Here is a 22,125-nt window from a genome sequence, read left to right as displayed (position 1 = left end):
TATCTTCAGTATTGCGCGGGCCCGGCCCGGACACGATGAATACCTGGCTTTCCTTTTTGCAGGGCGGCATGCTGGATCTGGGCCCCTGGGCCCTGGTCGGCGTGACCCTGGCGCTGACCCACATCACCATCGCGGCGGTGACCCTGTACCTGCACCGCAGTCAGGCCCACCGGGGGGTGGACCTGCATCCCGTCGTGGCGCATTTCTTCCGCTTCTGGTTGTGGCTGACCACCGGCATGGTGACCCGCGAATGGGTCGCCATCCATCGCAAGCACCACGCCAAATGCGAGCGGGACGGCGATCCGCATTCGCCCGCCGTGTTCGGCCTGGCCCAGGTTTTCTTCCGGGGCGCTGAGCTTTACCGTGACGAGGCGCGCAACGCCGAAACCCTGGCGCGCTACGGCCATGGCGCGCCCGACGACTGGATCGAACGCAAGCTGTACAGCCGCAATCTGCTGGGCATCAGCCTGATGCTGATCGTGGATCTGGCCCTGTTCGGCGTCATCGGCCTGACCGTCTGGGCGGTGCAGATGGCCTGGATTCCGTTCTGGGCCGCCGGGGTGGTCAACGGCCTGGGCCACGCCTGGGGCTACCGCAATTTTGCCTGCCCGGACGACAGCACCAATGTCGTGCCCTGGGGCCTGCTGATCGGCGGGGAAGAACTGCACAACAATCATCACGCCTATGGAACCTCGGCGAAATTTTCGTCACGCTGGTACGAATTCGATCTGGGTTGGGCCTATATCCGCGTCCTGCAGACCCTGGGCCTGGCCAAGGTGCGTCGGGTCGCGCCCCGCCTGCGCCTGCGCGCGCCGGCCGCTGCCGACACGCTGGGGCCGGATCAGCTCCAGGGCATCATCGCCCACCGCTACGAAGTCCTGGCCCGCTATTCCGGGGTGATCAAGACCGCCGTGGGGCACGAACTCAAGGCCTTGAAACTGCGCCAGCGGCGCGGTGAACGCCTGTTGCTGCGGCGCTGCCGCAAATGGCTGGTGCGCGATGCCGCCGCACTGGCGCCCCAGGAACAGGCCCAGGTGGATCACGCGCTGTCGCTGGCGCCCGCGCTCTCGACGCTGGTGCAGATGCGCCGCGAACTGACGGCCTTGTGGGAATCCTCCAGCGCCAGCAGCGAACAATTGCTGGCTGACCTGCGCGCCTGGTGCCGGCGCGCTCAGGCCAGCGGCATCGAAGGACTCGAGGAATTCGCTTTGCGCCTGGGACGTTACGCAGCATGATGGATGGGATGTTGGAAGGCCTGAACCCGGAACAGCGGGCGGCCGTCACTTTGCCGGCTGAACACGCACTGGTACTGGCCGGTGCGGGCAGCGGCAAGACCCGCGTCCTGACCACCCGCATGGCCTGGTTGATCCAGACCGGGCAGGTCGGCCCCCACGGCCTGCTGGCCGTCACTTTCACCAACAAGGCCGCGCGCGAAATGCTGACGCGGCTGTCGGCGCTGCTGCCCATCAATACCCGGGGCATGTGGGTCGGAACGTTTCACGGTCTGTGCAACCGCCTGTTGCGCGCGCATTACCGCGAGGCCGGGCTGCCGCAGGCCTTTCAGATCCTGGACAGCGCCGACCAGCTCTCGGCCATCAAGCGCATGCTGAAGGCCGCCGGCATCGACGATGAACGCTTTCCGCCGCGCGACGTGCAGCGCATGATCGGCAGCGCCAAGGAAGACGGCCTGCGGCCCCATGACCTGGACGCGCGCGATCCGCACGCCCGGCGGCTGGCGGATCTGTACCAGCGCTACCAGGACCAATGCGAACGCGAGGGCGTGGTCGATTTCGGCGAACTGCTGCTGCGCGCCTACGAGCTGCTGCAGCGTGAGGCGCCGATCCGCGAACACTATCAGCGCCGTTTCCAGCAGATCCTGGTCGACGAATTCCAGGACACCAACGTCCTGCAATACCGCTGGCTGATGCTGTTGGCGGGCACGCATACGCCGGTGTTTGCGGTGGGGGACGATGACCAGTCCATCTACGCCTTTCGCGGCGCCAACGTGGGCAATATGGCCGACTTTGAACAGCGCCATGCCCACGGGCGTGTCATCCGTCTGGAACAGAACTACCGCTCGCACGGCCATATTCTGGACTCGGCCAACGCCCTGATCACGCACAACACCCGCCGCCTGGGCAAGAATCTGTGGACCGACGCGGGCGAGGGCGAGCCTCTGCGCGTGGTCGAGCAGGCCTCCGACGCGCTGGAGGCGCAGTGGCTGGTGGACGAGATCCGCGCCCAGATCCGCGAAGGCCGTCCGGCCCACGAAATCGCCATCCTGTACCGCAGCAACGCCCAGTCGCGCCCGATCGAGCACGCCCTGTTTTCCGCCCGGGTGCCGTACCGGGTCTATGGCGGCCAGCGCTTCTTCGAGCGCCAGGAGGTCAAGCACGTCCTGGCCTATCTGCGCCTGATCGACAATCCCAACGACGACACCTCCTGGATGCGGGTGGTGAACTTTCCCACGCGCGGGATCGGCGCGCGCACGTTGGAACAGCAGGCCGACATGGCGGCGCAACAGGGCACCAGTCTGGCCGGGGCGGTCGCCTTCGTGCCCGGCAAGGCGGGCGCCAGCCTGGCCCGTTTCGCCACCCTGATCCGCGAACTGGCCGAGGAGGCCCGCACGCTGGACCTGCCTGAACTGATCGGCCACGTGGTGCACCACAGCGGCCTCGAGGCCCATTACCGGGCCGACCGCGAAGGCCAGGACCGCCTGGAAAACCTGCAGGAACTGGTCAACGCGGCGGCCGCCTTCGTGGCCGAGGAAGGCTTCCAGGGATTGGCCGCCGGCCGCATCCCCGAGGGTGCAGCCATCGCACCTTCGCCGGCCTCGGATCCCGATCTGACGTTTGGCGACGGCGTGGAGCCGCCACCCGTCGTCATGTCGCCCTTGGGCGCCTTCCTGAGTCACGCCTCGCTGGAGGCCGGCGACAACCAGGCGCAGGCCGGCGAGGACGCCGTGCAGCTCATGACCGTGCATGCGGCCAAGGGCCTGGAGTTCGACGCCGTGTTCATCACCGGGCTGGAAGAAGGCCTGTTCCCCCACGAGAACAGCCTGCTGGACCCGGGCGGCCTGGAAGAAGAACGCCGCCTGATGTACGTGGCCATCACGCGGGCGCGCGAGCGCCTGACGCTGACCCTGGCGCAAAGCCGCATGCTGCATGGCCAGACGCGCTACGGCCTGCGTTCGCGCTTCCTGGACGAGATTCCGGAAGAGCATCTGAAATGGATCACGCCGCGCCAGCGTCCCGCCGTTGATCCAGCGCCCTGGAGCGGCGCCTTCCGGCGCGGCCTGGGCGGTTTGCGCGATGAGAGCAGCAGTTTCGCGCCGCGTTCGCCCCGCACCCAGGCGGCCGGCGTCACCGTGGGCGAACAGTCCTTCCGGATCGGCACCGGGGTGCGCCATGGGCGCTTCGGCGAAGGCACCGTGGTGGCCTTGAGCGGCAGCGGCGCCGAGGCCCAGGCGCGGATCGAGTTCCGCGATGCCGGCACCAAGACCCTGGCCTTGGGCGTGGCGAAGCTGGAAGTCCTGGACTAAATACTAGGGAAATCCCCAGGGCGAGGACTATACTGATCCCAGAGATTCGACTGCGGATTCGTCATGGGGGCTTTCAAGTTCGAGCAGCGTCCGGCCATGTATTTTGCGGATTTCGTGCTGTATCCGCTGGTGATCGTGGGCGGGATGGCTGTGCTGATCGAATACGCGCACGGCTCGGTCGGGGCCTTGCTTGCGGCGGCAGTCCTGGGGTTTCTGTCCTGGAGCCTGGTCGAATATGCGCTGCACCGCTTCGTGCTTCATGGCTTGCCGCCGTTCAAGCACTGGCACGAAACGCACCACGAGCGCCCCTTCGCCCTGATCGGTTCGTCCACGCCTGTCAGCATGACGGCGTTTGCTGCATTGGTGTTCTGGCCCCTGTCGGCCGTCACCGGACCCTGGATCGCCTTGGCAGCCACCCTGGGCATGACGCTCGGCTATCTGCTGTACGTGACCGTTCATCACGCCACCCACCACTGGCGGGCGCGGCCGGGTTCCTGGATGCAGGCCCGCAAGCGCGACCACGCCCGGCATCATCGGCCGGGCGCCGAAGGCTGGTACGGTGTGACGACGCCGTTCTGGGATCGTGTGTTCGGGACGGATGGGTCTGCCGGCGAATCCTCGGGCAAACCGTAATCGCATCATCAGGGCGCAATCAGCGCCCCCGTCCCCAGCGCCGATGCAGCCGCTGCGCCGTCGCGTCCAGCAGAAAGCCCAAAGCGCCGATCAGCACGATCACGGCCATCAGTTCGGAATAGGCCAGGCGGTCGCGGGTGTCCAGGATGAAATAACCCAGGCCGGAACTCACGCCCAGCATTTCGCAGGGCACCAGGATGATCCAGACGATGCCGATGGCCAGGCGCAGCCCGGTCAGCATGTGGCCCAGCGAGCCGGGGATCACGATCTTCCAGAGGATTTCCCGGCGCGTGGCGCTCAGGCTGCGCGCCAGCATCAGCCAGCGCGGGTCCAGTTGCCGCACGCCCGCGCTGGTGTTCAGGATGATGGGCCAGACGGCGGCGAAGCTGAGCAGAAAGTAGATGGGCGCGTCGCCGATGCCGAACAGCATCACGGCGACCGGCATCCAGGACAGGGGCGAGACCATGCGCAGAAACTGAAAGGCGCCGCTGGTGGCGAGTTCCAGCTTTTGCGAAGCGCCGATGGCCAGCCCCAGGGGGATGCCGAAGACCAGCGCCCAGAACAGGCCCACGGCCACGCGCTGCAGACTGACCAGGGTGTGCACCGTCAACTGATTGTCCAGGACCAGGTGGGCCAGGCTGGGCAGGGCCTTCAGCGGCGAGAACAGGCCGGCCATGGCGGTGTCCTCGCCCATCAGGCCGATGCCGGCGGCCCAGAGCAGCAGCAGGACCAGCAGGCCGCCCAGGCTCAGGGCCAGGCGGCTGGGGGCGGTCAAGGGAGACGTGCGCATTTTCATGGTCGGGGGTTCTCGTGCGGCGGGTCCGGCAGGGCCTGGGCGGGGTCTGGGCGCTCAGGCGACCGAGAAGGTTTCCGTGCGCGTGTAGCCCTCGATGCCAAAGGCAGACGGGCCGCCCTGGGCTTCGATGGCCTTGCGGACATAGCGCTCGTCCACCAGATCGCGGGCGACCTCGGCGGGGTCCAGGTCCTTCAGGAAAGCGTTCTCGCCCAGCACATAGGTGGTCTTCAGCAGCTCCACCAGCTTTTCCGTGTAGCTGGGGAAGGGGTAGGGCTGGAAGTCGATGCGCTGCTCTTTCCAGTCGGCGTGGCGGATGGCGCCGCTGCGGGCGTATTCCGCATCGCGCTCGGGCGAGGCCAGCAGCACGCGCGCCAGGGTCGAGTGGTCGTGCGGAGTGTAGTCGGCGGGGTTGCCGCGCTCCAGGATCTGCACGGTTTCTTCGCGGTGGCCGCGCGTCCAGGCCTGGGCCTCGACGATGGCGTCCACGACCTTCTGGGACCATTCGGGGCGCTCCTGCAGGTCGCGCTCGTGCATCGTGACCACGCAGCAGGCGTGATTGCGCCAGACGTCGCCCGTGAAGCGCCAGACCTTGCCCACGCCCAGCTCTTCGGCCTTGGCGTTGAACGGTTCGGCCACGATGTAGCCGGAAATCCGTTTCGTCCCCAGGGCGGGTAGCATGTCGCCGGGCGACATGACCACCAGCTTGACCTGTTGTTTGGTCGGCTCGCCGTCGCTGATGAATTCCAGTCCGGCTTCGCGCAGCATGGCCTGCAGGACGATGTTGTGCACCGAATACCAGAAGGGGATGGCGACCGTGGTGCCGCCCAGATCGGCCAGGCTGTGGATGTCGGGCCGCACGGTCAGGCAGGAGCCTTCCATGTGGTTCCAGGCGACCACCTTGGCGGGGGACTTGCTGCCGTAGCGCGACCAGATGGTCATGGGCATGAGCAGGTGGACCACGTTCACCTGGCCGCTCAGGAAGGCTTCGACGATCTGCGACCAGCTGCGGAAGCGCCGGGGCTTTTCGACCTGCAGCCCGCGCTTTTTGAACAGGTCGTTGTGGTGGGCGACCAGCAGCGGCGTGGCGTCGGTGATCGGCAGATAGCCGATGCGCACCGGCGCGTCGGTCTCGGCGGCGCGTGCGGCCTGTCCGGCTTGCAGCAGCGGCAGGGCGCCCGCCATGGTGAACAGCGAGGACAGTTTCAGGAACTGGCGGCGGCCGGCCAGGGCACCGGCGGCGGCGCCGCAGCAGGGATCGATGAGTTTCAGGGTCATGATGCGGGGTTCTGTTTCGGGGGACGGGCTGCGCGCAGGGCTTGCAGGATTTCGACGCGCAGCGCCGTCAGGTGGGGGTCGGTCTCGTCGCGGGGGTGGGCGCGGTCGGGCCGCCATTGGCCGATCAGGCGGCCAGGCTGGCCGCCCAGCAGCAGGATGCGGTCGGCCAGCAGCAGGGCCTCATCGATGTCGTGGGTCACCAGGATCGCGGCGGCGTGGTGGCGCGCGCTGACTTCCAGCAACAGCGTCTGCATTTCGCTGCGGGTGACTTCGTCCAGGGCGCTGAACGGTTCGTCCAGCAGCAGGATCTCGGGCGCGCGCGCCAGGCTGCGGGCCAGCGCGGTCCGCTGGGCCATGCCGCCCGACAGCTCATCCGGATAGCGCGTCCTGGCGTGCGTCAGGCCGACTTCGGCAATGGCCTGCTGTACGCGTTGGTGGCGCAGCGCATCGTTCAACCGGGGCTGGTGGCGGAAATCCAGGCCGAAGGCGACGTTCTCCTCCAGGGTCAGCCAGGGCAGCAGGCAGGGGTCCTGGAAGACGAAGCCGACGTCGGGCGCGGGACCGGCCAGATGCCGGCCGTGCAGGCGGACCTGGCCGGCCAGCGGCCGTTGCAGGCCCGCCAGCACTTGCAGCAGCGAGGACTTGCCGACGCCGCTGGGGCCCAGCAGCGCGACGATTTCGCCGGCTTGCAGCTCCAGGGAAAAGTCCTGCAGGATGCAGTGGGTGCCGGCGCCGGGCCGTGCATAGCCCAGGGCCACGCCCGTCGCGCTGAGCACGCCGGGGGCGGTTGCGGATTCGATCGCTGGATCGGGAAGCGCCATGGCAAGTCCCACGATTCAGGCCGCCTGTTGCTCGAGCGCGTGGATTTCCTTGCGCAGGTGCTTCAGGGCCGGCGTCACGATGGCGACGAACAGGGCTTCGCGCAGGCGGCGCTGGGCGGGATGACTCATCAGATAGCCGGCGGCGCCCGCGTGCAGCGCGGCGGATTGCGTGGCCCGCAGGCTGAGTTCGGATGCCCGGGCGCGGGCGCGCAGGATGTCCAGCGGCAGCGCGTCGAGCCCCAGGCGGGCCAGGCGCACGGTTTCCGACTGCAGCGCCTGCAGGTCGCGTTCCAGCGTCTCGTCCTGGTCGTCCAGGAAGGCGTTGACGTGGCTCAGGCGTTGATTGGTCGTGCGGATGGTTTCCAGGCTGGCTTGCGTCAGGCCCAGGCCCATGCCGATCTGCATCAGCAGGAAACCGGGCTTGATGCGGCCGATGTAGGCCTCGAAGGCCGTGGGTTCGGCCAGTACGTCTTCCGCAGGAATCCAGGCGTTCTTCAGGTGCACGCCGTAGGTGCCGGTGCCTTCCATGCCGGCGAAGGCCGGGCAGGGGCGCAGCGTCAGCGCGTCCGCACCCGGCGGCACGGCGAACATGATGTAGCCGCCTTCTTCCACGGCTGCGGCGGCAATCAGCAGATGGCCGGCGCCCAGGTTCGAGACCCAGGGCAGGGCGCCGTTGACACGGTAGCCGTCACCTTCGCGCCGCGCCCGCAGATTGATGCGTTCGATGCCGGCCAGATGCTTGACGCAGTTGGACATGCCGGTGCCGGCCAGGATTTCTCCCCGGGCGATGGGCGCCAGGTAGCGTGCGCGCGCAGCGGCGTTGTCCGTCTGCTGGAAATACCAGGCGCAGGCCGACTGGCACCAGGCCAGGAAGGCGGTGGAACCGCAGACGCGCCCGACCCGGGCGATGACCTCGATCTGGGCCGCGAGGTCCAGGCCCAGGCCGCCCGATCCGGCGGGCAGGGCGGCGCCGAAGCCGCTCAGGCGGCCCAGTGCGCGCATGAAGTCGCCCGGATACTGGCCCTGGTCGACGGCGTTCGCCAGGGGCGCCAGCGTGTCATGGATCAGGGCGTCGATGCCATCGCCGTGAACGGCGGGCAGCAGGTCGGTGGACATGCGGATCTCCAGGATCAGGCGTAGGCCTGCAGTTCCGGGTTGATGGGGGTGCGGGCCAGGTTGTTGGCGTAGTTGCACAGCGTGGCCAGGCTGACGCCCAGCACCACGTCCAGCGCCTGGGCGTCGCTGTAGCCTGCCGCGCGCAGGCCGGCCAGGGCCTCGTCGGGCACCTGGCCGCGATGTTCCAGGACCTGCAGGGTGAACTGCGCCAGGGCGTTCAGTTTGGGATCGGCCAGGGCCTGGGTGCCGCGCAGGGCCTCGACGAGTTCCTGGGGCAGTTGCAGCTTCTTGTAGGCGAGCTTGGTGTGGCCGGCGACGCAGAAGCCGCAACCGTTGTAGGTGGCGGCAGTGATCTGGACGACTTCGCGTTCGGTGGGCGTGAGGCTGTTGCGGCCGTTGATGGCGCCGACGACCTGGTAGGTTTCCAGGGCGGTGGGGGCATTGGCGAGGACGCCCAGCAGGTTGGGCAGGAAGCCGTTGGCCTGAGCGGCGGCGCGCAGGCGGTCCTGGGCTTCGGCGGGGGCGGATTCGACGGATTGGATGGGGAGGCGGCTCATGGCGCAGATCTTCTGAACGGGAAGTTATAAGACTTGCCCATTCTAAGGATCGCCATCCTCATACCGAACGAATATAAGAGTATTAAATTATTCAGCTATGGAATATGAAAGCTTGCGTAGCAAGAATTTCAGTGGTCGGGCGTCTGTCATGACCTCGGCCGATGCGCGCCCCGTTTCGGAACAGGCTTCGAACAGTCCCGAAACGGGGCGCACACCGTCCTGCCGAGAGGCGGGGCGCTGCCTCATGTGCCGCTGACCGAGGCCTGCCGTCCGTGAGCAATCAGGACGCCTCCAGCGCCTCGATCTCCGTCTGGATCTCCAGCCAGTCTTCCTCGTGGTTTTGAAGCGCCTTGCTCAGTTCACCGTGCTCGGCCATCAGGCCGGGGCGGGTGTCCTTGTGGCTGTCGGTGTAGAAGTCCGGGTCGGCCATCAGCGTGTCCAGTTCCGCCAGGCGGGCCTGGGCCTTGGCCATGGCGTCTTCGACTTTTTTCAGGCGCGTTTCAAGCGGTTTGCGGCGGGCGGCCAGTTCCTGGCGGGCCTGGGCTTGTTCGCGTCGCTGGGTCTTGCGGTCCTGGACGGGGGCGGGACCGGCTGCCGCGCGTGCGGTCTGGTTGCGCTGCGTCTGGCGCTGCTGCAGCCAGTCGCGGTAGTCCTCCAGGTCGCCGTCGAAGGGCTGGACCCGGCCGTCGGCGACGATCCAGAAATTGTCCACGGTGGTGCGCAGCAGGTGCCGGTCGTGGGAGACCAGCAGCACGCTGCCGGGGAATTCCGCCAGTGCGCGCGCCAGGGCTTCGCGGGTGTCCACGTCCAGGTGGTTGCTGGGCTCGTCGAGCAGCAGCAGATTGGGTTTGCGCCAGACGATCAGGGCCAGGGCCAGGCGGGCTTTTTCGCCGCCGGAAAAGGGCGCCACCGGCTGGCTGACCATGTCGCCGCCAAAGCCGAAGCCGCCCAGCATATTGCGCAGTTCCTGCTCGCGCGTGTCGGGGGCGATGCGCACGAAGTGCTGCAGCGGGCTGAGTTCCGGGTCCAGCACGTCCAGTTGCTGCTGGGCGAAATAGCCGATCTCCAGGCCCTTGGCCGGCCGGTAGCCGCCCGCCAGGGGTTCCAGTTCGCGGGCCAGGGTCTTGACCAGGGTGCTCTTGCCGGCGCCGTTGACGCCCAGGATGCCGATGCGGCTGCCGCCGCGCACCATCAGGCCGACGTCTTGCAGAATGGTGCGCGCGGCGCCGTTGCTGCCCGCCGGATAGCCCAGGGCGGCGTCTTCCAGGGTCAGCAGCACGTCGGGCGTCTGCACCGGTTCGGGCAGGCGGATGTCGATGCCCGATTCCACGGCCAGCGGCGCCAGGGTCTGCATGCGCGCCAGGGCCTTGACCCGGCTTTGCGCCTGCTTGGCCTTGCTGGCTTTGGCCTTGAAGCGGTCGATGAAGGACTGCAGGTGGGCCGCTTCGCGCGACTGGCGCTCGATGGTCAGGCGGTTCTGGCGCAGGCGCTCGGCGCGCTGTTCCAGAAAGGATTCATAGCCGCCCTTGTAGCGCACCAGCGACTGCTGCTCGAAATGCAGGATGACGCGCGCGACCGCATCCAGGAATTCGGTGTCGTGGGAAATCAGCAGCACCGTGCCCGGATAGCCGGCCAGCCAGCGCTCCAGCCACAGCATGGCGTCCAGGTCCAGGTGGTTGGTGGGCTCGTCCAGCAGCAGCAGATCGGACGGCGCCATCAGCGCGCGCGCCAGGGCGATCCGCATCTGCCAGCCGCCGGAAAAACTGGCGACCGGGCGAGCCCATTCGTCGGGAGCGAAACCCAGGCCGGCCAACAGCTGTTCGGCGCGCGAAGGCGCGCTCCAGGCTTCGGCATCGACCAGGGCGGATTCCAGTTCGGCGATCGCCTGACCCTGGTCCGGGTCCAGCGCGGCGCGGCGCGCCTGCAGTTCACGCAGGTGATGGTCGCCGTCGATGACGAACTCGCGCGCCGGGCGGTCGGTGTCGTGCAGAATCTGCTCGACGCTGGCCAGCCGCCAGGACGCGGGCATGTCCAGCGTGCCGGCGTCGGGGTCGATCTGCCCCTGCAATAAAGAGAACAGCGAGGACTTGCCCGCGCCGTTCTTGCCGACGAAGCCGACGCGCTCGCCGGGGTGGACGACGAATTCGGCGTTGTCCAGCAGGACCTTGACGCCGCGCCGCAGGGTCAGGCCGCTGGCGCGGATCACGAGGCGAGCTGCGCGCGGCGCAGCAGCAGGATCTGGTCGGTGGTGGCCTCGGTGTCCAGCCAGATGGGTTCCAGGCCGGGGAAGGCGGCCTCGAAGTGCGCCCGCTCGTGGCCGATTTCCAGCACCAGCAGGCCCTCGGGCGCCATGAGATCAGGCGCACCGGCCAGGATGCGGCGCACCAGGTCCATGCCGTCGTCGCCGCCGGCCAGCGCCAGCCGGGGTTCGTGCTTGTATTCGGGCGGCAGCGCCTTCATCGACTGTTCATTGACGTACGGGGGGTTGCAGACGATCAGGTCGTAGCGGCGGTCTGGCGGCACCTGGGACAGCAGATCGCTGCGCAGCGCCTGGACGCGATCCTGCAGGCCGTGCAGTTCGATGTTCGACTGCGCGACGGCCAGGGCGTCGGCGGACACGTCCACCGCGTCCACGGCGGCGTTGCCGAAGGCATGGGCCGCCAGGATCGCCAGGCAGCCCGAACCGGTGCACAGGTCCAGCACCTGTTCGACGGCGTCCGGATCGTCGATCCAGGGCGCCAGGCCTTCGGCCAGCAGTTCCGAAATCGGCGAGCGCGGCACGATCACGCGCTCGTCCACCAGAAAGCGTTCGCCCTGCAGCCAGGCTTCGCCCGTCAGGTAGGCGGCGGGCTTGCGCGTATTGATGCGTTCGTGGATCAGGTCGACGCAGCGTTGCCGCTCGCGTTCCAGCAGGCGCGCGTCCAGAAAGGGTTCGAGCGTGTCGGGCGGCAGATGCAGGCCGTGCAGCAGCAGGTAGACCGCCTCGTCCCAGGCATTGTCGCTGCCGTGGCCGAAGACCAGTTCGGCGGCGTGGAAGCGGCTGATGGACCAGCGCAGCAGGTCACGCAGGGTCAGGAGTTCAGTGTGGGGAGAGGGCATGGTGTGCAAAAGGAGTGTGGCCCGTCCGGCGGACGGGCGCAGTGCTCAGGCCAGCAGCTTTTCCAGCGTGCGGCGGTAAATGTTTTTCAGCGGCGCCAGGCTGTCCAGGGGAATGTGTTCGCCTGTCTGGTGAATCGTCTGATTCAGCGGGCCGAATTCGACGACCTGCGGGCAGATCCGGGCGATGAAACGCCCGTCCGAGGTGCCGCCGGTCGTGGACAGTTCCGCCTGGACGCCGGTTTCCTCGGCGATGGCGGTCTGCAAAGCCGCGCACAGTGTACCCCGGGGGGTCAGGAAGGGCAGGCCGCTGATCGTCCAGGCGATGTCGTAATCCAGGCCGTGGCGGTCCAGCAGCGCCGTCACGCGGGCCTGCAGCCCGTCCGGCGTGCTGGCGGTCGAGAAGCGGAAATTGCAGTCGATCGTCGCCGTGCCGGGGATGACGTTGCCCGCGCCGGTGCCCGCGTGCAGGTTCGAGACCTGGAACGTGGTGGGCGGAAAGTATTCATTGCCTTCGTCCCAGCGGACTGCGGCCAGTTCGGCCAGGGCGGGCGCCAGTTCGTGGATCGGGTTGCGGGCCAGGTGCGGGTAGGCCACGTGGCCCTGGACGCCGCGCACCGTGATCCGGGCCGACATCGAGCCGCGACGGCCGTTCTTGATCGTGTCGCCCAGCGCTTTCACCGAGGTCGGCTCGCCGACGATGCAGTAATCGGGCCGTTCATTGCGCGCTTCCAGGACGCTGCAGACGTGGACCGTGCCGTCGGTGGCCGGGCCTTCCTCGTCGGAAGTGATCAGCAGGGCGATCGAGCCCGGATGGCCGGGATGGGCGGCGATGAATTCCTCGGCCGCGACCACGAAGGCGGCGATCGAGGTCTTCATGTCGGCGGCGCCCCGGCCCACCAGCATGCCGCCGGCTTCCGTGGGAACGAAGGGCGGGCTGGGCCATTCGGCCTCCGGCCCGGTGGGGACGACGTCCGTGTGGCCTGCGAACACCAGCAAGGGGGCCGTCGTGCCGCGTCGCGCCCAGAGGTTGCTGACCGGGCCGCTGGGCAGCGATTCGCAGACGAAATCCAGCGGCTGCAGGCGTTCAGTGATCAGATCCTGGCAGCCCGCGTCGTCCGGCGTGACGGAAGGGCGGGCGATCAGTGCGCGGGCCAGTGTGCGGACGTCGGCGTCTGCCATGATGCGCGGCTCCTTGGAAGCGGTGAGCGGGTCTCAGGCCCGGAGCAGGTCGTTGATGCTGGTCTTGGCGCGGGTCTTGGCGTCCACCCGCTTGACGATCACCGCGCAGGCCAGGCTGTGGCTGCCGTCGGCGGCGGGCAGGGCGCCCGGCACCACGACGGACCCGGCCGGCACGCGGCCATAGTGGATCTCGCCGGTGGCGCGGTCATAGATGCGCGTGCTTTGGGAAATGAAGACCCCCATGGCCAGCACGGAATTTTCTTCGACGATGACGCCCTCGACGACTTCAGAGCGCGCGCCGATGAAGCAGTTGTCCTCGATGATGGTGGGGCCGGCCTGCAGCGGTTCCAGCACCCCGCCGATGCCCACGCCGCCCGACAGGTGGACGTGGCGGCCGATCTGCGCGCACGAACCCACCGTCGCCCAGGTGTCCACCATCGTGTCTTCGCCCACGCGCGCGCCGATATTGACGTAGGAGGGCATCAGCACCGCGCCGGGCGCGATGTAGGCGCCGCGCCGCACCGTGGCGGTCGGCACCACGCGAAAGCCGCCGCGCTGGAAATCGTCCGGGCCGTAGTCCTGGAATTTCAGCGGCACCTTGTCGTAATACAGTTGGGGCGCCTGGCCCACGATGCGGTTGTCCGCCAGGCGAAAGGACAGCAGCACGGCTTTTTTGATCCATTGGCGGACCTGCCACTGGCCGTCGATTTTTTCTGCGACGCGCAGCGTGCCGTCGTCCAGGCCGGCGATGACTTGGTCGACGGCCTGGCGCAGGGCGTCCGGCGCCTGGGCGGGATTCAGGGCCGCGCGGTCTTCCCAGGCGGTGTCGATGAGGCTCTCGAGGGCGGAATGCATGATGGCAGTGGGATTCTGAATTTGATGGAGAAAAGCCGAACCCTGAATTTTATCAGCGCAGTCCCGGCATGTCGGGAGCGTATTCAATCGGCTGTCAGGTGCGGTCCTGCCCGCTGGTCAGGCGGGGTGCCGGCGCTGCGGCGGGCAGGGGGCGCGACAGTGTTGTTGCATGGCATCAACCCGGCGCCGGAGGCCGTGCGGCGGCAGTACACTGTGATCCATTCCGAGCCGGCCTGCACGTCCTGTGCGGCCGGCTCGTTGCGGATACCTGCGGCCCCATCGGGGGCAGGCCCGGATTCAAAGGCCCTCCACCATGACATCGGCGACCCTTTCGCTTTTCCTGCTGACCTTTTTCCTGGTGTCGCTGACGCCGGGCATGTGCATGATGCTGTCGCTCAGCCTGGGGATGAGCGTCGGCGTGCGCCGCACCGCCTGGATGTGGGCGGGGGAACTGCTCGGCGTCGGCGTGGTCGCGGCGGCGTCCGTGCTGGGCGTCGCCACGGTGTTGCTGCAATATCCGCCGCTGTTCACCGCGTTCAAATGGGGCGGCGGCGCCTATCTGGTGTGGCTGGGCATCGAGATGTGGCGCTCCAGGGGATCTCTGGCGATCCCGGAAACGGCAGAGGGCGCCCAGGCGCCGCGCCGCCTGCAACTGGCCATGCAAGGGCTGGTGACGGCCATTGCCAATCCCAAGGGCTGGGCCTTTTTCATCGCCCTGCTGCCGCCTTTCCTGAATTTCGACCAGCCGATGGCCCCGCAACTGAGCCTGCTGCTGGCCATCATCCTGAGCATGGAACTGTGCTGCCTGATCCTGTATGCCATGGGCGGTTCGGTCGCCCGCAGGCTGCTGGCCAGCCGCTCCAATGTGCGGCTGATGAATCGCGTCTCCGGCGCCCTGATCGCCGGCATCGGCATCTGGCTGATGCTGGACTGATCTCAAGCGCCTGAACGATCACCCCCGGCTATCCTCCCAGCCGCCGCCGATCGCGCGGATGAGCTGCACCGCCGCATGCGCGCGCAGGCCGTCCAGTTGCACGACGGCGCGCCGATGCCGCAGCACTTCGCGGTCGGCGTCGATGACGTCCAGATAGCTCACGGACCCGGCCTCGTATTGCGTCTTGGACAGCTCGGCCGCGCGGGCTGCCGCGGCCACGGCGGTGTCCTGCACCTCGGTCTGCTCGCCCAGCAGGCGCAGCGAGGACAGGCCGTCCTCGACTTCTCCGAAGGCTTTGAGCACGCTCTGCCGGTACAAGGCCACGTCTTCCTCATAGCGGGCGCGGGCGCGGTCCACGCCGGCCTGGCGTCGGCCGCCGTCGAAGATCGGCATGCTCAGGGCCGTGCCGATCAGCGGGCCGAGCAGAAAGCTGCGGCTCGACCAGCGCAGCAGTTCGTCCAGTTCGGAGGACTCGAAGCCGAAGGAGCCGGTCAGGGCCAGTTGCGGGAACAGGGCGGCCCGGGCGGCGCCGACCCGGGCATTGGCGGCCGCCAGCGCTCTTTCGGCGGCGGCGATGTCTGGACGCCGTTCGAGCAGGGATGAGGGCAGCCCGGCCGGAATGCTCACCGCGATCCGGGCCAGCGGCTGATGCGACAGGGAGAAATCGGCGGGCGGGCGTCCCAGCAACACCGCCAGGCCGTGTTCGGCGGCGGCGCGTTGCCGCTCGACGCCCAGCGCCTCGGCGCGTGCCGCCGCCAGTTCGGAGCGGGCCCGCGCGACGTCGAGTTCGCTGATGTCGCCTTCCCGGAAACGGGTTTCGACCAGATCCAGGCTCAGGCGGCGCAGGGCGATCGTGTGCTCGTACAGCAGGGCTTCGCCGTCCAGTTGCCGGATCAGGAAGTAGGACTGCGCGACGTCGGCCTGCAGCGCCAGCAGCACGGAGTGGTACAGGGCCTGGGCGCGCTGGGTGTCGGCGCCGGCCGCATCGACTTCCGAGGCCACGCGGCCGAACAGATCGACCTCGTAGGACAGGCCGGCCTGCGCGCGCCAGAGCGTGGCCGTGCCGCCTGCGCTGGCGGGGTCTCCGGCCGCTTCGGAGGTCCGCTGGCGGTTGGCGCCCAGGCCGGCCGTCAACTCAGGAAAGCGGTCGGCGCGCGCGTTTTTCTGCAGGGCGCGCGCCTGCTTCACGCGCGCGGCGGCGGCCTGCAGGTCCTGGTTCGCCTGCATGGCGTGTTCCTGCAGGGCGTCCAGTGCCGGGTCCTTGAAAATGGCCCACCAGCGGCCCCGCGCCAGGTCGTCGGCCGGCTGGGCCGCCTTCCAGCGCTGCTGCTCGGCGGCGCTCAGGCGGGCCTCCTTGAAGGCGCCGGGCATTTCGACGGCGGGCCGCTCGTATGTGGGGGCGACGGAGCATCCGGCGAGCAGGGCGGTCAGCAGGCCCGACGCGGCGGCGTGGGAGAAGCGTGTGATCATGAGTGGAATTCCACGTGGGGGTTCGCGGCGGGAACGAGGGGGGGCGGGGCGTCCGGCTCGGCGGGGCGGGCCGGGGCGGATCGGCCGGCGAGCCGGCGCAACAGCACGTAGAACACCGGGGTCAGGTACAGGCCGAACAGCGTGACGCCCAGCATGCCGAAGAAGACGGCGATGCCCATCGCGTGGCGCATTTCCGCGCCGGCGCCCGTGGACAGCACCAGGGGCACGATCCCCATGATGAAGGCGATGGAGGTCATCAGGATGGGGCGCAGGCGCAAGCGGCTGGCTTCCCGCGCGGCTTGCGCCGCGGACAGGCCCTGCGCTTCCAGTTCGCGGGCGAACTCGACGATCAGGATGGCGTTCTTGCAGGCCAGGCCGACCAGCACCATGAGTCCGATCTGGGTAAAGATATTGTTGTCGCCGCGGGTCAGCCAGACGCCGGCCAGGGCGGCGAGCGCGCTCATGGGCACGATCAGGATCACGGCCAGGGGCAGGGTCAGGCTTTCATAGAGTGCGGCCAGGACCAGCAAGACCAGCAGGACGCTGATGGGGAACACCCAGATGCCTGCGTTGCCGGCCAGGATCTGCTGGTAGGTCAGATCCGTCCATTCGAACTTGATGCCTTTGGGCAAGGTCTCCGCCGCGATGCGTTCGGCCGCCGCCTGGGCTTCGCCGGACGAATAGCCGGGCGCGGGGCCGCTGTTGATGTCGGCGGCCGTGTAGCCGTTGTAGCGCACCACCATTTCCGGCCCGTAGGTCGGTGTCAGCGACACCAGAGAACCCAGCGGCACCATCGCGCCCGACGCGCTGCGCGTCTTCAGCCGCAGGATGTCCTCGGGGCTGGAGCGGAAGGGCGCGTCGGCCTGAGCCTTGACCTGGTAGACGCGGCCGAAGCGGTTGAAGTCGTTGATGTAGAGCGAGCCCAGGTAGATCTGCATGGTGTCGAACACGTTCGTGACCGGCACGCCCAATTGCTTGGCCTTGACCCGGTCGAGATCCACGTCGAGCTGCGGCACGTTGATCTGGTAGCTGGAAAAAGCGGGCCCCAATTCAGGCGTGTGCGCGGCTTTGTTCATAAAGGCCTGGGCCGCGTCGTTCAGGCGGTCGTAGCCCAGGCCGGCCGTGTCCTCGATCTGCAGCTTGAAGCCGCCGACCGTGCCCAGGCCCATCACGGGCGGCGGCGGGAATACTGCGATGAAGGCTTCCTGGATGCCGGAGAATTGCCGGCTCAGCGCGGCGGTGATGGCCTGCGCGGACGTCGACGCGTCCCGGCGCCGGTCGAACTCGTCGAGCGCGATGAAGACGACGGCCGCGCTCGCGCTGTTGGTGAAGCCGTTGATCGACAGGCCCGGGAAGGCGACGACGTTCTTGACGCCCGGCTGGGCCAGCGCGATGTCGCCCATGCGCCGGACCACGGCGTCCGTGCGTTCCAGCGAGGCGCCGCTGGGCAGTTGCGCGAAGCTGACCAGGTATTGCTTGTCCTGTCCGGGCACGAAACCGCTGGGGACGATATACGCGACTCCCGCCGTCAGCGCGAGCAGCACCAGATAGACCCCCAGAGTCGCGCCCTTGCGGCGCACGACGGCGCCCACGCCGCGCGCGTAGCCGTCGGAGGCCCGTCCGAACGTGCGGTTGAACGCGCGGAAAAAGCCGCCCAGGACGCGGTCCATGCCCCGGGTCAGCGCATCCGGCCTGGCGTCATGGGGTTTCAGCAGCAGGGCCGCGAGCGCCGGCGACAGCGTCAGGGAATTGAATGCCGAGATGACCGTCGAGAGGGCGATCGTCATGGCGAACTGTTTGAAGAACTGCCCGCTCAGCCCCGTCATGAACGCGAGCGGCACGAACACAGCGACCAGCGTCAGCGCGATGGCGATGATCGGGCCGCTGACTTCGCGCATGGCGCGATAGGTGGCGTCGCGGGGACTGTGGCCGGCCTCGATGTTGCGTTCGACGTTTTCGACCACCACGATGGCGTCGTCCACGACGATGCCGATCGCCAGCACGAGGCCGAACAGGGACAAGGCGTTGATGGTGTAGCCGAACGCCAGCATCAGGGAAAAGGTGCCGATGATCGAGACGGGCACCGCCAGCAGGGGGATGATGGAGGCGCGCCAGGTCTGCAGAAAGACGATGACCACGAGCACGACCAGGGCGATGGCTTCGAGCAGGGTCGACACGACCGCCTTGATGCTGGAGCGGACGAATTGCGTGGGGTCGTAGACGATGCGGCTTTCCAGCGAATCAGGGAAGTCGGCCGACAGTGCCTGCATGGTCTGGCGCACGGCGTCGGAAATGGCCAGGGCGTTGGCGCCCGGGGCCTCCATGATCGCCATGGCCACGGCCGGTTTGTTGTCCAGCAGGGACCGCAGGGCGTAGTCCGAGGCGGCGAGTTCGATGCGCGCCACGTCGCGCAGCCGGGTGACGCCGCCGTCGGCAGAGGATTTCAGGACGATGTCGCCGAATTCCTCCTCCGTGTGCAGGCGGCCCTGCGCGTTGACCGAGAATTGCATGGCGACGTCGGGGCTGCTGGGGGCCGCGCCGATGACCCCTGCGGCGACCTGCACGTTCTGTTCCCGGATGGCGGCGACGACATCGCTGGCCGTCAGGCCCCGCTCGGCGATTTTTTCCGGGTTCAGCCAGACGCGCATCGCGTAGTTGCCCGCGCCCCAGAGCTGCACTTCGCCCACGCCCGGGATCCGCGCCAGTTTGTCCTTGACGTTCAGGACGGCGTAGTTGCGCAGATAGGTCAGGTCATAGCGCTGGTCGGGCGAGACCAGATGCACGACCATCGTCAGGGTGGGGGTGGCCTTGACCGTCGTCACGCCCAGGCGCTGGACGTCCTCGGGCAGGCGCGGCAGGGCCTGCGCGACCCGGTTCTGCACCAGCTGCTGGGCCTTGTCGGGGTCCATGCCCAGGTGGAAATTGACCGTCACCGCCAGATTGCCGTCGCTGTTGGCCTGCGACTGCATGTACAGCATGTTCTCGACCCCGTTGATGGCTTCCTCCAGGGGCGCCGCCACCGTTTCGGCGATCACCTTGGGGTTGGCGCCGGGAAACTGCGCGCGCACGACGACCGAGGGCGGCACGACCTCCGGATATTCGGAAATCGGCAGACGGAAGACGGCGAGCAGGCCGGCCAGCAGGATCAGGACGGAGAGGACCGCGGCGAAGATCGGCCGGTCGATGAAGAATTTGGAAATGTTCATGTGGGGCTGCTCAGGATCGGTGCTGTGCATCCGGCGCCGGGCCGGGCAGGGGGGCGGCGTCGCCCGCCGCGAGTGCGCTGCCGTCGGCGCGGACCAGGGTCGGCTGCACGGTGTCGCCCGGCCGGATGCGCTGCAGGCCGTTCACGACGACCTGGTCGCCGGCCGCCAGGCCGCTCTGGACGACGCGCCAGCCTTCCCGGCTGGCGCCCAGGGTCACCTCCCGGTAGCTGACGGTATTGGCGGCGTCCACCAGCATGACGAAGCGCTTGGCCTGGTCGGTGCCGATGGCCTGTTCTCGCAGCAGGACAGCCTCGTGAGGCGCGCCCGCGCCCAGGCGGACCCTGGCGTAGAGGCCGGGCCGCAGCCGGCCGTCCGGGTTGTCGAACAGCGCCCGCACGCGGATCGTTCCCGTCTGGGGGTCGAGGCTGTTGTCCAGAAACGCCAGCCGGCCCTGACGGGGGTATCCCTGCTCATTGGCCAGTCCCATGGACACGGGGACGGTCGCCCCGGCGCCCGTGGCCGCCGCGCCGTTCATGCCCAGAAAAGCCTGTTCGTCCATCTCGAACGAGGCGTAGAGCTGCGAGACGGAGACCATGGTGGTCAGCGGCCGCGCGTTGCCGCGATCGACGACGTTGCCTTCGGTCGCTTCGGCCTTCGAGACGCGTCCGCTGATGGGGGCGACGATGCGGGTGTGCTCCAGATCGAGCCGCGCCGACTGCAGTGCGGCCTGCGCGGCCTGCACGCGGGCCGAGGCCTCGCGGGCGGCGTTGCGTTTTTCCTCGAAGTCCCGCCGGGCGATGGCGTTGCCGGCGAGCAGGCGCTGGGCCCGGGCCAGGTCCGCGCCGGTATAGGCGGCTTGCGCGGTGGCTGCCGTCAACTGCGCCTGCGCTTCATCGACGGCGGCCTGATAGGGACGCGGGTCGATGGTGAAGAGCGGGTCGCCGCGCCGGACCAGCGCGCCGTCCTGGAAATGGACCTGGGTCAGGGTGCCGGACACCAGGGGGCGGATTTCGACCCGGTCCACGGCTTCCAGGCGGCCGGAATATTCGTGCCAGTCCGTGATGGCCTGGTACCGGACCGTGGCGACGTCCACCTGGATTGCGGGCGCCGGGGGCGGCTTGCCGCCGCCGGCGGGTGTGCCGACGCTTTCGCGCATCAGCAGCACACCGCCGGCGAGCAGCAGTCCGGCCAGCGCAAGGGCGACGTGTCGTGCTTGGAAAGAAGGCATGGCGGGATTCCTTTTGAAGAGTGCGCTATTATTTGTTATTCGCAAATTTGGATAAATATCCAATTTTTGTTATCACTGTTCAAATACAGCAAACAATGGCACGCAGCCCGCCTGGCCGCGCGCCCGGAGCACCGAGATGGATCATCTGCAAGCCATGCGCGTCTTCACGCGGGTCGTCGATGCCAACAGCTTCACCCTGGCCGCTGACAGCCTGGGCATGCCCAGGGCCACCGTGAGCACGATCATCCGCAAGCTTGAAAAACACCTGGGGGCGCAACTGCTGAACCGCAGCACCCGCCGTCTGAGCCTGACGCCGGACGGTGCGTCCTACTATGAGCGCTGCACCGGCATCCTGGCCGACGTCGATGATGCGGAATCGTCTTTCCGTGACCGTGCGCGCGGCCCGCGCGGCCGCCTGCGCATCGATGCGCCGCCCTACCTGGGCCGGTTGGTGCTGATGCCCAGGCTGTGCGAATTCCACCATCGCTATCCGGAGATCGAACTGGTGGTCGGCATGAGCGATCGGGTGGTCGATATGGTGCAGGAGGCCGTCGACTGCGTGCTGCGGATCGGAGAATTGCGGGATTCCACGCTGATCGCCAAGCGCATCGGCGTTTTCAGGACGCTGACGTGCGCGGCGCCGTCCTATCTCGAGCGCTTCGGGACACCGGAGCGTATCGAGGACCTGAGCCGTCACCAAGCCGTCAATTATTTTTTGGCGCGGACTGGGCGCACAGTGGACTGGAGCTTCCAGGTGGAAGGTGAAATCGTGAATGTCCCGATGAAAAGCACCCTGTCCGTCAACGATGCCGAGGCCTGCGTCAGCGCCGGGCTGGCCGGGTTCGGCATGATCCAGCCGCCGCGTTACATGGTCCAGCCGCATCTGGATTCAGGCGAGCTGATCGAGGTCCTGGAGCCTTGGGCGCCGCCGCCGATGCCGATCTCCGTCGTCTATCAGCAGAGCCGGCACCTGTCTTCCAAGGTCCACGTGTTCGTCGACTGGATCACCGAGGTTTTCCAGGGGTGCGTGCTGATGGAAAAATGCCGGGGCAACTATCCGCTGGATCAGAACTGCCGGTTTGCGTGCGAGGGGGCGACGTCCAACGGGCTGCAGGAAATCATGGAGCGGCAGAACCTGCTGGAAAGCGCGTACTAGGCCGGGCGTTTCGGTGGCTGGAAGCAGGGGGGCGCGAAGCCTGGAGGGGAGATGGAAGCCGCGTGGTGCGAACGGAGAGACTTGAACTCTCATGCCTTGCGGCGCCAGAACCTAAATCTGGTGCGTCTACCAATTCCGCCACGTTCGCCAGACAAGCCAATCATTATAACGTGATTCGGCGGGCGTTTCGGGACGCCTACGAGGCTTTCCACTTTCCGCTAAAATACCCCGTTTATTGTTCATCTTTCAATAGGTTCCG

Annotated in this window: 17 protein-coding genes and 1 tRNA gene; 5 read left to right on the top strand and 13 right to left on the bottom strand. The window is 67.9% G+C overall.

The annotated features are described in order from the left end of the window. Positions 1-35: 35 nt before the first annotated feature. The 3 genes from ACFO0J_RS07245 (at position 36) to ACFO0J_RS07235 (ending at position 4,174) form a co-directional block, all read left to right on the top strand. Entirely contained in the window at positions 36-1,235 is a 1,200-nt protein-coding gene (locus ACFO0J_RS07245; RefSeq protein ID WP_376812399.1) for a DesA family fatty acid desaturase, read from the top strand. An 8-nt stretch (positions 1,236-1,243) separates the two neighbouring features. Then, complete coding sequence (locus ACFO0J_RS07240) at positions 1,244-3,541, top strand: UvrD-helicase domain-containing protein (protein WP_376812398.1); 2,298 nt, start codon at positions 1,244-1,246, stop codon at positions 3,539-3,541. Positions 3,542-3,604: 63 nt separating this feature from the next. Continuing rightward, positions 3,605-4,174, top strand: coding sequence for a sterol desaturase family protein (locus ACFO0J_RS07235; protein WP_376812397.1), 570 nt, complete (start codon positions 3,605-3,607; stop codon positions 4,172-4,174). Between the two features lie 19 nt (positions 4,175-4,193). On the opposite strand, the gene ACFO0J_RS07230 is transcribed toward ACFO0J_RS07235, so the two are convergent. From ACFO0J_RS07230 to dapD, 9 genes are all read right to left on the bottom strand, one after another. Next, entirely contained in the window at positions 4,194-4,970 is a 777-nt protein-coding gene (locus ACFO0J_RS07230) for an ABC transporter permease (protein ID WP_376812396.1), read from the bottom strand. Positions 4,971-5,024: 54 nt separating this feature from the next. Continuing rightward, positions 5,025-6,245 carry an ABC transporter substrate-binding protein gene (locus ACFO0J_RS07225; RefSeq protein WP_376812395.1) on the bottom strand — a complete coding sequence of 407 codons (1,221 nt, stop codon included), beginning with the start codon at positions 6,243-6,245 and terminating at the stop codon, positions 5,025-5,027. Next, positions 6,242-7,066 carry an ABC transporter ATP-binding protein gene (locus ACFO0J_RS07220; protein ID WP_376812394.1) on the bottom strand — a complete coding sequence of 275 codons (825 nt, stop codon included), beginning with the start codon at positions 7,064-7,066 and terminating at the stop codon, positions 6,242-6,244. Before ACFO0J_RS07220 ends, ACFO0J_RS07225 begins: the two co-directional genes overlap by 4 nt. Before the next feature lie 15 nt (positions 7,067-7,081). Continuing rightward, positions 7,082-8,182: an acyl-CoA dehydrogenase family protein gene (locus ACFO0J_RS07215; protein ID WP_376812393.1), complete on the bottom strand. Its 1,101-nt coding sequence runs from the start codon at positions 8,180-8,182 to the stop codon at positions 7,082-7,084. Between the two features lie 14 nt (positions 8,183-8,196). Next, positions 8,197-8,739 carry a carboxymuconolactone decarboxylase family protein gene (locus tag ACFO0J_RS07210; protein ID WP_376812392.1) on the bottom strand — a complete coding sequence of 181 codons (543 nt, stop codon included), beginning with the start codon at positions 8,737-8,739 and terminating at the stop codon, positions 8,197-8,199. A 280-nt stretch (positions 8,740-9,019) separates the two neighbouring features. Then, entirely contained in the window at positions 9,020-10,945 is a 1,926-nt protein-coding gene (locus tag ACFO0J_RS07205) for an ABC-F family ATP-binding cassette domain-containing protein (protein WP_376812391.1), read from the bottom strand. Continuing rightward, positions 10,942-11,838: a 50S ribosomal protein L3 N(5)-glutamine methyltransferase gene (gene prmB, locus ACFO0J_RS07200; RefSeq protein WP_376812390.1), complete on the bottom strand. Its 897-nt coding sequence runs from the start codon at positions 11,836-11,838 to the stop codon at positions 10,942-10,944. The genes ACFO0J_RS07205 and prmB overlap by 4 nt, the downstream gene beginning before the upstream one ends. A 45-nt stretch (positions 11,839-11,883) precedes the next feature. Then, positions 11,884-13,017, bottom strand: coding sequence for a succinyl-diaminopimelate desuccinylase (gene dapE / locus ACFO0J_RS07195; RefSeq protein ID WP_376812389.1), 1,134 nt, complete (start codon positions 13,015-13,017; stop codon positions 11,884-11,886). Positions 13,018-13,050: 33 nt separating this feature from the next. Continuing rightward, positions 13,051-13,872 (bottom strand): 2,3,4,5-tetrahydropyridine-2,6-dicarboxylate N-succinyltransferase, encoded by an 822-nt coding sequence (gene dapD, locus ACFO0J_RS07190; RefSeq protein ID WP_376812388.1) that lies wholly within the window; start codon positions 13,870-13,872, stop codon positions 13,051-13,053. A 313-nt stretch (positions 13,873-14,185) separates the two neighbouring features. Here dapD and ACFO0J_RS07185 point away from each other — a divergent pair, with 313 nt between their 5' ends. Then, positions 14,186-14,806, top strand: coding sequence for a LysE family translocator (locus tag ACFO0J_RS07185; protein WP_376812387.1), 621 nt, complete (start codon positions 14,186-14,188; stop codon positions 14,804-14,806). Positions 14,807-14,824: 18 nt separating this feature from the next. On the opposite strand, the gene ACFO0J_RS07180 is transcribed toward ACFO0J_RS07185, so the two are convergent. The 3 genes from ACFO0J_RS07180 to ACFO0J_RS07170 are packed head-to-tail and all read right to left on the bottom strand — an operon-like array spanning position 14,825 to position 20,710. Further along, positions 14,825-16,276 (bottom strand): efflux transporter outer membrane subunit, encoded by a 1,452-nt coding sequence (locus tag ACFO0J_RS07180; protein ID WP_376812386.1) that lies wholly within the window; start codon positions 16,274-16,276, stop codon positions 14,825-14,827. Then, a complete protein-coding gene (locus tag ACFO0J_RS07175) occupies positions 16,273-19,482 on the bottom strand; it encodes an efflux RND transporter permease subunit (protein WP_376812385.1) in 3,210 nt (1,069 codons plus the stop codon). The genes ACFO0J_RS07180 and ACFO0J_RS07175 overlap by 4 nt, the downstream gene beginning before the upstream one ends. Before the next feature lie 10 nt (positions 19,483-19,492). Next, on the bottom strand, positions 19,493-20,710 hold the full coding sequence (locus tag ACFO0J_RS07170) for an efflux RND transporter periplasmic adaptor subunit (RefSeq protein ID WP_376812384.1): 1,218 nt from the start codon (positions 20,708-20,710) through the stop codon (positions 19,493-19,495). A gap of 136 nt (positions 20,711-20,846) precedes the next feature. On the opposite strand from ACFO0J_RS07170, the gene ACFO0J_RS07165 reads away from it, so the two are divergent. Next, a complete protein-coding gene (locus tag ACFO0J_RS07165) occupies positions 20,847-21,866 on the top strand; it encodes a LysR family transcriptional regulator (RefSeq protein WP_376812383.1) in 1,020 nt (339 codons plus the stop codon). Positions 21,867-21,929: 63 nt separating this feature from the next. Here the strand turns inward: ACFO0J_RS07165 and ACFO0J_RS07160 are convergent. Next, positions 21,930-22,014: transfer RNA gene (locus ACFO0J_RS07160), tRNA-Leu, on the bottom strand. Between the last annotated feature and the right edge of the window lie 111 nt (positions 22,015-22,125).

Source organism: Castellaniella hirudinis, from assembly GCF_042651965.1.
Classification (GTDB): Bacteria; Pseudomonadota; Gammaproteobacteria; order Burkholderiales; family Burkholderiaceae_B; genus Castellaniella; species Castellaniella hirudinis.
Note: the sequence above shows the minus strand (reverse complement) of the source record. Positions and strands in the feature narration are given on the sequence as shown.